This is a genomic window from Lysinibacillus capsici, assembly GCF_020217405.1.
GTDB lineage: Bacteria > Bacillota > Bacilli > Bacillales_A > Planococcaceae > Lysinibacillus > Lysinibacillus capsici.
Genome location: NZ_CP084108.1, coordinates 1,915,250 through 1,926,449, shown reverse-complemented (window position 1 = coordinate 1,926,449; position 11,200 = coordinate 1,915,250). Strand labels below are relative to the sequence as shown.

Here is an 11,200-nt window from a genome sequence, read left to right as displayed (position 1 = left end):
TAGAAGATAGGTAAGAGTCGAGTCTTTTGCGCAAATGAAAAAAATAATCTGAAATTTTGTTCAAAATGACAAAATTTCAGATTATTCTAATCATTAATCAATCGATATAGCATGCAAGCCATATAGGCATCATAAAATTCCGAATACACGGTAACATCTGTACCAATCAGCTCACTAATTTTTTTGATGCGGTATTTCACCGTGTTTTTATGGATATAGAGGAGCTCTGCACAGCGCTCCACACTAGCATTTGCATCTAATAAAAAGGTTATCAATGTCTGCAAGGAATCATGGTCACGTAAAATGGGTTCAATTACAGACAAATATTCTTCAATCATTTCTTCTCCCTGCTTACTGACATCAATTGCCCTTTTCATGGAGCGCACTTCCGCTGCAGTAAACAATTTCCGCATCGGATAAATCGTATGGGCTTTGTCCCCCACCTGATTGACCAATTGATACATTTGACGAACAGACTTTGTATTTCTCATTTTAGGTGCATAAACAATTTCTGCGATTTGGGCATCATACTGAGTCGTTTCACTATATTCAATGGCAATTTCAAACTCATGATGCTTATAAAAGCAATTGCCTACCAATACAATCATACAATGGTCAATACATTGGATGACTCTTGTTTGATAATATTTGGACAGTTGCTCTTCTAATTCATCGCGAATTCTTCTTTCTTCTGCTAACTCATGGATGTAGACAAGCCACATCATTTGAATCGCGGAAACATCAATATGAAGGAGATTGGCTAATCTTCTCATTTTCTCCCCCTCATCATTGATAATAGCTTTAACTAAGGCATATTCACTAACCTCATCATGCTTGTCTCCCCATAAATTTAGAGCTACTTGCACAACCTCACTTACTTTTTCAATTGTCTTAGCAGGTAATTTTGTATTTTCTTTAATCAGAAATAAAAATAGCGGCTCACCATTTTTTTGGTGTACTCTTTTATAGTCTACGACACAGGCGACATCACTTCTTAGTAGCTCAAGCTTGCCTGCTTCACTCTGAAAATTGGATCGGGAGCATTGTTCAATGACATTCGCTACATCTAATGATGAATTTCGTGGCCACATCACTTGGTTCACAATCTCAAAATGACTATTGGTGAGCACAATATTCGCCTTCAAACGATCTGAAAGCATTTTTAGTGTAATTTCAACACTTCTTAAATGCTCAGGTAGTAACGATACCTTTTCTAATGTCTCTTTGACAAAATGATCATTAACGCCCTGATTACTAACAATCGCTTCCATAACCTCATAAATAACCTCGTTATAGCGCAGTGAATAATCATTTCGCGGCATACAAATGATAATAAAGCCTTGTGCCTCCGCTAACGTAAGCACTTCCTGTGGAATATCAGGCAATACAATGCCGACATAATATAAAATAAGCCCCAGCTCTCCTAAATCATGTAAATGCTGAATCGTTTCACATTGCTGCTCCACACTATCTCGAATGGAGTAAAAGGAGCTAATGACAAGCTCCTCTGCATACCATTCCTCCTGTACACGGTTAATAATTTTCGAATAAAAATCAACATTCGATACCTCTAATACAGATAGAGATGATACGGTACGATGCAGATTATCTCGCCCTGTTAACACCTCTGCCCCTCGAAAAGATGGCAATTGTAATAATTCATTGACCGTTACCCCATGTTCCACCACCACTTTTCTTTACAACTCTTTTGAAGAAGAATACCATATCCCCTACTATCTTTCAAAATACAGTTTCTCTCTATTTTAACTGGTAGCTTGTTAGTGTTAAAATAGTAATTAAATGGATAAGATGAGAGAGGAAAATGAGGATGTCTAATCAGACAAAAAAAGAGACAACCGTTGGTACAAAAATCCGACATAGTCTACAGGCAGATTGTCAAAGCTGTTTTGGCTTGTGCTGTACCGCTTTAAATATTTTGGCTTCTAGTGATTTTGCGATCAATAAACCAGCAGGCACGCCATGTCCTAATTTGCAGGATAACTATAGCTGTCACATACATAGTCAGCTACGAGAGACTGGTTTTAAGGGCTGTACCGTTTTTGATTGCCTAGGCGCAGGTCAACAAGTTTCGCAGGTGACATTTCATGGACAGGATTGGCGACAATCTCGTGAGCATGCTGACAAGATGTTTCGTGTTTTTCCCATTATGGAACAGCTTTACGAAATGATTGCGTATGTGGCGGAGGCTTTGTCCTATCAGGTGGATCATATGCTTTATGAACAGCTTCTTGCTCAATTGAAACACTTACAGCAGACCATAGCTCAGGATGCAGATACCTTATTAGCCTTGGATATGGTAGCTATTCGTATGCCGATCAATGCCCTATTGCTCCAAACTAGCGAACAAATTCGCCAGCACAGTGTGAAGGGAAAGGCTTCTAGAAACTTGAATCAGCGTGGGGCTGATTGGATGGGCAAAAATTTAAAAGGCAAGGATTTACGAGCGACTGATCTAAGGGGGAGTTATTTAATCGCAGCTAATCTTCAAGATGCGAATTTACAGGGAGTAGATTTCATCGGGGCTGATTTGCGAGATGCCAATTTACGCGGTGCTGATCTTTCAACAAGTCTGTTTCTAACCCAAATGCAAATCAATGCCGCACAAGGAGATCGTTCGACTAAATTACCTTCTTATATAAAACGACCTGCTCATTGGCAATAAAAAAGGTAGATGGCGTTCTACGCTCATCTACCTTTTTCTTTAGGCTTGTTTCTTTTTATATAGCACAGTAGCCGCCACTAACACAAGTAAAATAGACTGCCCTATGATTGTTTCCACTGTTGGATAGAAGCCAATCAAGCTAATAACAGGTAAGCCATCAACAATCGTTGTGGACAGATTATCTGTCAGCTGCAAAGTATGCAAACTGACCCCAATAATTTTAAAGGCTAGCACGTAAATTAAAATGGTTGCTACTGCAAAAAATTTGTGAATTGGAATTTTACCACTTGCTTTAAATAACACGACTGCAACTACAGCAAGAATGAGTAGTGCTACCACAATCCCAAGAATAAACTGTGACGTTTCCATTTTTGGTGCAATCCCTGCATAAAAGACAAGTGTTTCTGCACCTTCACGGAAGACCGATAAAAAGCTAATCATAGCCATCGCAAAAATAGAGCCATTCGAAATGGCATTACCCATTTGTTTGGAAATATAGCGATTCCAGCTGACCACGCTTGATTTGCTATGTAGCCAGATACCAACACCGATCATCATCGCTGCAGCAACTAGCCCTACATACCCTTCCATTAACTCGCGATTCGTATCAATCGTTGCCGAATTTAAAATCGTCGACATAAGAATGGCTGCAATAGCAGACAATAGAACACCGACAAACGCGCCGACATAAATCCATTTGCGCATCTTGATCTGCCCTGACTTATTGAGGAATGACACTAAGGCTAAAATAATCAGTAATGCCTCTAGCCCTTCGCGTAATAAAATTAACGCAGCGTCCCAAATTGTGTAATCGGAATCCCCTTGAATCAGTTCAATCTCAGTGCGGAATGTATTTAGTTGTTTGGTAATTGCTTGCTGATCGACGTTGGATTTTAATAAATCACTCGCGATCATCGGCATATCACTTTCAATTTTCGTATAAAGACTACCATTACGCGTGGAGATTTCAATTTCTACACTTGGCCAAATGGTAATAAACTCACGTATTTTATCTGAAGCTGCCTGGTAATCACCTGCATCCAAAAAATCATTGGCCTCATCTATATAGGCAATTAATGTAGCTAAAGAATACTCTCCCTCTACCACGTCGGCTGTTTCTTTGCCAGCTACAAAATCCTCAATCGTTTGCTTTAAATCAGCAAATTGAGATTGCATAAGCGCTACATCAGGCTCCTCAGCAGAAATAGAGATACGAAGAAATGCCATTTGTGTTTCGATTTGCCCATACATTGCGATACTTTGTTCACGCACAGGTCGCTCATTTTTATTCCATTTACTATTAAAATCTTTGTAGGCTTCATCAATGGCCTGAATATCACCACTTGCTAAAGCTTTTTCAAAGTCTGCCATTATCGGCTTAAATTTTTGCCCAAATTCTGCTCGCTGTGCCGCTTCATCCACTGGATTTTCAAGCTTTTCTAATGCACGCAATGCATTTGATAGTGCTGATAGCGCCTCTAAACGCTCATTCTTGGACGTTGCCTCAGTAGCCTGTGCAAGGATTTCATCCACCTTTGCTTTTGCCTCTTTCTGCTCTGAAGATACTTTAGCCCAATCAACAGAAAATTGTTCAAGTGCCTGCTTGGCCTCCGCCTCTTTATCCTGCTTTGTATTCATCAGTGCATCACTAATCGCAATATAGAGATGACTATAGGATTGCGCAGCTTGCACAGGTAAAGCTAAAGTCAGCATAAGGACAATCACGATACTACAGCGCGTTAAAAAGTGCTTCACCTAAATAACTCCCCTTTTGTACACCAGGGAAGCAAGCAAACACGGCACTGCCTCGATGGGTAATGTACTCATTCATTTTATCCATACGCCCTAAGCTATTTTGGATGGTTGTAAATTGGGCTGGGTCCTTTTGAAAAGAGATAAAGATTAGCCCTGCATCATGTGTCCCTGTATTAGACATCACGCCTGATGCATAGGAATAAGAGCGTCGCAAAATACGCGCACCTGATTTCCGCGCCAAATGGACATGTGATGTATCAGGCATAATATAATTGCCCTTATCATCCTTTGCCTCTACATCAAAATCCTCGAATTCCTTTGTTTTGCCAAAAGGTGCCCCACTGTCACGGTAACGGCCAAATGTTGCCTCTTGATCTTTCAATGATGTGCGATCCCACGTTTCAAGATGCATTTGAACCTTACGCGCAATTAAATAAGAGCCACCCTTTAGCCAGCCTTTATCCACCCACACGACCTCCTTTAAGTCTTTTTCATCGGTAATAGATGGGTTTACCGTACCATCCTTGAAGGCGAAGAGGTTTCGTGGTGTCCCTCCACTAGCTGGAAACGAGTTAAAGCCCGCCTGTGACCATTTTATTTCTACTTTACCTGAAGCAGCTCGTACTAAATTACGAACAGCATGGAAGGCCACCTGCGGATCATCTGCACAAGCCTGAATACACAAATCACCACCTGTGTATTCTTTCTGTAGCTGATCTTTAGGGAAATGTGGTAAATCCTTTAGCTCCGCTGGTTTTAAATGCTGGATGCCCAGTTTATCGAATAATGAAGGCCCGACACCAATGGTAATGGATAGATTAGATGCATCTAAGCCCTCTGCCTCTCCAGTATCGCCAGTTGGCACTCTTGTATTTGTCGATACATCGACCATGACTTCACCGTTCATTAAACGCACAACAAGGGGTGTCCATTGCTGGAACAGCGCTTGTAGTTCCTTCTTTGATGTCACTAATACATCTAAAGAAGCAAAATAAATATTCGTCTGTACAGGTGTCACAATACCTGACTGATGCTTGCCATAGAAATTGACCTTATTGCTAGCCGTCGTGCTATCTGCTACTGGCTCAAAGACATTATAGCCCATTGCTTTCATGACACCACCCAAGCCAGAGGCACCGATGGCAACACCTGCCACACCGATACCTGTTAGCTTTAACATATCACGTCTAGAAATTTTTTTATTTATAAATTTTTCCTCGTTTGACGTTGTCATTGTTTATGTTCACTCCAAAATGATACCCATTTGACTTAATGGTTCTCCAAGCTGATTCACCGCTGCTGCAAGTGCTTTTGTGTTTTCCTCTGTTAATTCTTCGTAAGATATATAGCCACCATCAGCCGTTGCATGCTGTGCTAATAAATCGTCCACTGCTTTGAATTTTTCATCAAGTGTTGCCACTAATGTGGCATCTTTTGCTTCTAATTTTGAGCGTAAAATCTCAAAGATTTTTTCTGCGCCTTCAATATTCGCTTTAAAATCATAAAGGTCTGTATGAGAGTAAATTTCTTCCTCACCTGTAATTTTTGATGTTGATACTTCATTTAATAAATCTACTGCACCTGTAATCATTAAGTCAGGTGTCACTTCCACTGTTTGCACAAGTGCATGCAATTCCTTCGCATCTGCAAGAAGCTGATCTGCTACAGCCTCATAACCTTTTGTTGTATTTTCTTCCCAAAGTGCATGCTCAAGCTTATGGTAGCCTGACCATTCTTCCTCACCTTTACCTTCTTCTTGAATATCTGCTAAACGTCCATCGATGCGAGGGTCAAGATCACCGAAGCTTTCCGCAATTGGCTCAGAACGTTCAAAATACATACGTGCTGGCGCATACGCTGCCTTTGCTCCTTCAATATCGCCCGCTTTGAATAGGTTCACAAATTTCTCTGTGTCTAGTAAAAATTGATCCATTTGCTCTAACGCAAATTGTTGATAGGCTGATAATTCAGAAGATAAATCCACCTCTTTTGTAGCTTGCTCCGCCTGTTCTGTTGCTGGCTTATCTTCTTTTTTTACTTCTTCTGTATTGCCACAGCCAGCCATTAAAATGCCTCCTGCTACCAATACCGACAAAAATGATTTGTTTTTCATACTTCGTACCTACTTCCGAATTTGTTTTATATTGTGATGATAATGATTATCATCATCTATTGCAACAACTATTTTTGTAAATAGAAAAAAACGTCATTTTTCAGTTATTCTTTACGAACAACTAGAAAAAAGACGTTTTTTCTACAATATAATGATTCTAATCTACAAAATTTTTGCTTGTTTCAAATTTTCATATTTTCCATGTAAAAGGTAATAAAGCACAATCGACACTAAAATAACAAAGACCATCGAGAAGAAAATCGAGCTGTAGCCCATAGATGGTACAAATAAGCCTAAGAAATAAGGCCCGACACCTAAGCCTAAATCATAAAAAATAAAATACGTAGATGTCGCAAGGCCTAAACGCTCATTTGGTGTTACTTTGATGGCAATTCCCTGTGCCACCGAGTTGAAGTTTCCATAGCCAATCCCGATACAAGCGGCAGCGATTAAAAAGGCAATCGTAGTGGTTGCTGAGCTAAAGGCATACATACCTATTGCAAACAACACTAAGCATGGATAGATAATGATATTCGCCCCTCTTGTATCAAGCAATTTCCCCGTAAATGGACGTGTAGCCAAAATGACAATGGCATAGATAATAAAGAAGTAGCTACCTGCTGATACTAAATCTAGCTCCTTTGCATAAAACGTCATAAACGACATCACACCTGAATAAGCAAAGCCAATCACAAGTGCCACAAAGGCAATCGGTACTGCGCGCATTTCAATAAAGTTCGTCACTTTAAAGCCAGCCCTTACAGCTGTATCCTTCGCTTTTTTCGGTGCATCTGGCACGGTCACAATATAATACATAAAGAAACAAATAATCGCTAACACAGAATCAACTGCAAAAATCATACGATAATCTGCAAATAGCTGTGTTAATAATATGCCAACAAATGGGCCAATGGCTGTGGCTAAAATGGCGCTTAAGCTATAATAACCAATCCCTTCCCCACGACGCTCAGCTGGTAAAATTTGTGCGATAATGGTACCTGTTGCCGTACTGGCAATCCCTAGTGCAATCCCCTGTACTAAACGATTGATCATCAGCAGCGGTAAATTGCCTGCTATAAAATAAGACATTGTTGATAACATAAATAATAACAGTCCACAAAATAATGTTTTTTTGCTACCCCAGTCTCCAATAATACGCCCTGTCCCAAGACGACCTAATAGTGTCCCGATAATAAAAATACTCGATACAAGCCCCGCTGTACTTGTAGAGGCATTAAAATGCTCCACCGCATATGCTGCAATCGTAACCATTAATAAATAAAAGATTAACGTAATGGTAAAATTAATAAGTGAGACAATTAAAAAATCTTTTGTCCATAGTTTCTTTCTGGTTGCTTCCACGTTACTCTCTCCTATTGATTGATATTCATACAAATTCTTGCTAAAACCTGAGTCGCAATGTCAATATCCTGCTTTGGCACGCCTGCCAAAGCCTGCTCAAAAAATGGATTTAGATGCAACTTTATTTCCAGCACAAGCTTTTCCCCATGCTTTGATAGGTGTACCAGCTTTTCACGCTTATCCTTGCCCGTCATCGTTTCCACATAGCCTAGCTCCACAAGCTTATGTACAAGCTTCGTGACACTTGGCTTCTCTATAGACATGAAATTCGCGATATCTACAAATGAATGTGGACCCTTATCATTCAAGAAACGAAGCACTGCCCACTGCGAGCTATATAACTGATAGGGTTCAAGCTGCACATTCAGCTGATTAATAAACGGCCGATACATTAAGCGGTACTGATTAAAAAATTCTTGTTCAATTGTCACACTATCACTTCCTTTTATATTAGTTAGCCTAGCTAACCATATACCTAAAAACTCTATTTGTCTAGTAGGAAATAAGCGAAACACCGCTCTTGGGGGGGTGTGCTGCTAGAGTGGAATCCATCACTTTGCGCATTCTATCCACCTACACGAAGCGTATCCTCCACTTTCTCTGTTCGATCCAGCACTTCTCGCACCCTATCCGCTACTTTCTCCATCTTATCCGTCACTTTCAGCACTACTATCCACTACTTCAAGCGCCCTTTCCCTCTACAACACTAAAAGCTACAATTCAGACCGCTTGAGCTGAAGAAATGGATCCGTCATGCCTTCGACCGTATCATCTGCGATCGTACGTATTAATTGAGCGAACGAAGCATCGTATGAAAGTTTGCCTGTAATATTTTTGATTTCTAGGATGAGTAAAAAGTGAGGACAGAGAAAGATGGTGTCCATTTGATGGGTAGAACCGAAGTCATTCATTGTTTGAAAGTCATGAAGAAAATAGTGGGGGAATGGTAAGTCAAGTTCAAGCCATTTTGCATCAACGAACTGTTCACCAGCGCATCCTGCTTGTAGGCACCTTAAATGCTCACAAGATAATGTGTATTTACTATGGGATATAGGAAGTCTTTGTACAAGTGCCTCTAGCATCTTTTGCGTCTCTAATGTTTGACGTTCTAATAAAATCATCTTATCGCCTCCATCCATGATTATATAAAAAAAGAACCTCAATGAATGAGGTTCCTAAAAACTTGTCATATAGAATGCCTAAAATAAAAATTCCCCTATTTTCGCTAAAACAAAAGTCTTTTCTTTCGAGCATCACTCAATTTTGATTGGTACTTTTCTAGACACTCTTCCGCAATAAATACAGAAAATAAGGTGCGCCAATAAATGCAACAACAATCCCAGCAGGAACCGTTGCACTTGCAATAGCAACACGTCCAATGGTATCAGCGAGCATTAGCAAGCTTGCGCCAATGAATAGCGTCAGTGGTAAAAAGAATTGGTAGCGTGGACCAACGAGCTGCTTTGCAATATGGGGAGCCATCAAACCAATAAAGGCTACGCCCCCTGTTACGGATACAGCGGCAGCCGCTAATGCAACCGCAACAATTAATAATCGGAAACGTTCTCGCCCAATGTTCATACCAAGACCGACTGCTGTTTGTTCCGTCATGGCCAAGACATTTAACACATTGGCTTTATAGAAAATGTAAGGGATGCCCAGTACAAGCCACGGCATTAGCGCCCAGAAAAATGGCCAATCTGTGCCCCACACATTTCCGGCTAGCCATTGTGCAATAAATTGTACATCGCTCCGTTCAGCAGAGGAGATTAATACCATCATGACCCCGGATAAGGCTGACGCAACGCCTACCCCTACTAAAATGAACTGCACAGGATGGACACCCTTATTACGTTGATAAGAGAAAAAGTAAATACCCAGTGCTGTCACTAAGGCACTACAAAAGCCAACAATCGGTAAAATATAGGCAAAGTGAGGTAGGTCGCCATCTACTAGCAAATAAAAGACAGTTATCCCAACACCAGCGCCAGCACTGATACCTATAATTCCTGGGTCTGCTAAATCATTGCGGGTTACGCCCTGCAATACGGCCCCTGCCAGTGCTAACGCCATACCCGCAGCCGCTAGCACAAACATTCTAGGTAAACGGACTGAAAAGAGCACAAAGGACTCTTTAAAACTACCATCGCCCAGTAAGGTTGGAAGAATTCGGTCAATGGAAACCGAGGCAGCACCTAATGAAATCCCTAAAATAAAAATGAGCACGGTTACCACAAGCCATATGAGTAACCATTTACGTTGTTTTTTGCGACCTTCTTTAAACAAATTGACGTCCTCCCTTCCGCACTAATAGGAGGAAGAATGGAAGACCTAAAATCGAAATAATAGCGACAACTGGCGTTTCATAAGGTGCGTTAATCATGCGCCCTGCAAAATCAGCCAACACCATAAACCAGCCACCAACAATGGCGCTCATCGGTAAGACAAAACGATAGTCTGTCCCAACAAACGTGCGGACAATATGCGGTACCATTAAGCCAACGAAAGCTAGATTTCCGACGAGGGCCACAGCAGAGCCTGCCAGAATAACCACAACGAACATCATTACACCCTTTACGAGCGTAGTATTTTGTCCGACACCCACTGCTACTTCCTCATTTAAGCTTAAAATCGTTAATTGACGACTAAAAGCAAATGAAAGCAGTAAGCCAATAATAATAACGGGTACGATCAATAATGCCTGCCAGGTTGTGCCAATAAAACCGCCACTTGTCCACATGGATACATCCTTGGAAATTTGAAATAAAATGCCTGTCCCTTCAGCGATTGCCTGTAATAATGCTGTGACAGCTGCACCAGCTAAAACAAGCTTTAAAGGGGAAAAGCCTTTTTTAGTAGAGGCACCAATCCCATAAACTAACATCATACCGATTCCCGCTCCAACAAAGCAGGCTAAAATTAACGTATAATACGAGAATTTAGGGATGAATGCCATTGTTAAAGCAAGGGCAGCATTTGCCCCTGCCGTTAAACCAAGCAGCCCTGGATCAGCTAATGGATTTCGTGTAACCCCTTGCATAATCGCCCCAGCGACAGCGAGGGCACTCCCAACAAAAATAGCTGCAATGATACGAGGAAATCGAATTTCACGTAAAATCGTGTAATGTTTACCTCCACTTTGTCCGACAATTGCTTGAAAGACATCTTGAATGCTTGTATTCGCTGCCCCTAAGCACAGCGAGATACTAGCAGTACCAATTAATACAAACAATGCAAGCAATACCTGAAGCCAAAATGGAAGCTTTCGAAACTTTGTCATTCGCCTT

At 40.9% G+C, this 11,200-nt stretch carries 10 protein-coding genes; 1 reads left to right on the top strand and 9 read right to left on the bottom strand.

What is annotated here, in order from left to right:
- Positions 1–86 precede the first annotated feature (86 nt).
- Positions 87–1,691, bottom strand: coding sequence for a PucR family transcriptional regulator (locus tag LCP48_RS09155; protein ID WP_004229330.1), 1,605 nt, complete (start codon positions 1,689–1,691; stop codon positions 87–89).
- Between the two features lie 137 nt (positions 1,692–1,828).
- Here LCP48_RS09155 and LCP48_RS09150 point away from each other — a divergent pair, with 137 nt between their 5' ends.
- Positions 1,829–2,683, top strand: coding sequence for a pentapeptide repeat-containing protein (locus LCP48_RS09150; RefSeq protein WP_004229331.1), 855 nt, complete (start codon positions 1,829–1,831; stop codon positions 2,681–2,683).
- 39 nt (positions 2,684–2,722) lie between these two features.
- Here the strand turns inward: LCP48_RS09150 and LCP48_RS09145 are convergent, their stop codons facing one another.
- From LCP48_RS09145 to LCP48_RS09110, 8 genes are all read right to left on the bottom strand, one after another.
- Positions 2,723–4,438 carry an FTR1 family iron permease gene (locus LCP48_RS09145; protein ID WP_004229334.1) on the bottom strand — a complete coding sequence of 572 codons (1,716 nt, stop codon included), beginning with the start codon at positions 4,436–4,438 and terminating at the stop codon, positions 2,723–2,725.
- Positions 4,413–5,672: an iron uptake transporter deferrochelatase/peroxidase subunit gene (gene efeB / locus LCP48_RS09140; RefSeq protein WP_004229336.1), complete on the bottom strand. Its 1,260-nt coding sequence runs from the start codon at positions 5,670–5,672 to the stop codon at positions 4,413–4,415. The genes LCP48_RS09145 and efeB overlap by 26 nt, the downstream gene beginning before the upstream one ends.
- 9 nt (positions 5,673–5,681) lie before the next feature.
- A complete protein-coding gene (gene efeO / locus LCP48_RS09135) occupies positions 5,682–6,551 on the bottom strand; it encodes an iron uptake system protein EfeO (RefSeq protein WP_009370916.1) in 870 nt (289 codons plus the stop codon).
- Positions 6,552–6,713: 162 nt separating this feature from the next.
- On the bottom strand, positions 6,714–7,913 hold the full coding sequence (locus tag LCP48_RS09130; RefSeq protein WP_004229340.1) for an MFS transporter: 1,200 nt from the start codon (positions 7,911–7,913) through the stop codon (positions 6,714–6,716).
- A gap of 11 nt (positions 7,914–7,924) precedes the next feature.
- On the bottom strand, positions 7,925–8,344 hold the full coding sequence (locus LCP48_RS09125; RefSeq protein WP_004229343.1) for a MarR family winged helix-turn-helix transcriptional regulator: 420 nt from the start codon (positions 8,342–8,344) through the stop codon (positions 7,925–7,927).
- Between the two features lie 282 nt (positions 8,345–8,626).
- Positions 8,627–9,034 carry a nuclease-related domain-containing protein gene (locus LCP48_RS09120; protein WP_225340881.1) on the bottom strand — a complete coding sequence of 136 codons (408 nt, stop codon included), beginning with the start codon at positions 9,032–9,034 and terminating at the stop codon, positions 8,627–8,629.
- 157 nt (positions 9,035–9,191) lie between these two features.
- Positions 9,192–10,199: a FecCD family ABC transporter permease gene (locus LCP48_RS09115; protein ID WP_004229349.1), complete on the bottom strand. Its 1,008-nt coding sequence runs from the start codon at positions 10,197–10,199 to the stop codon at positions 9,192–9,194.
- On the bottom strand, positions 10,192–11,193 hold the full coding sequence (locus LCP48_RS09110) for a FecCD family ABC transporter permease (RefSeq protein WP_004229352.1): 1,002 nt from the start codon (positions 11,191–11,193) through the stop codon (positions 10,192–10,194). The genes LCP48_RS09115 and LCP48_RS09110 overlap by 8 nt, the downstream gene beginning before the upstream one ends.
- Positions 11,194–11,200: the final 7 nt, after the last annotated feature.

Bases quoted from the DNA above. Each gene is read 5' to 3' on its own strand.
- LCP48_RS09150 (WP_004229331.1), top strand. From the start codon at position 1,829: ATGTCTAATCAGACAAAAAAAGAGACAACCGTTGGTACAAAAATCCGA.
- efeB (WP_004229336.1), bottom strand. From the start codon at position 5,672: ATGACAACGTCAAACGAGGAAAAATTTATAAATAAAAAAATTTCTAGA.
- efeO (WP_009370916.1), bottom strand. From the start codon at position 6,551: ATGAAAAACAAATCATTTTTGTCGGTATTGGTAGCAGGAGGCATTTTA.
- LCP48_RS09120 (WP_225340881.1), bottom strand. From the start codon at position 9,034: ATGATTTTATTAGAACGTCAAACATTAGAGACGCAAAAGATGCTAGAG.
- LCP48_RS09110 (WP_004229352.1), bottom strand. From the start codon at position 11,193: ATGACAAAGTTTCGAAAGCTTCCATTTTGGCTTCAGGTATTGCTTGCA.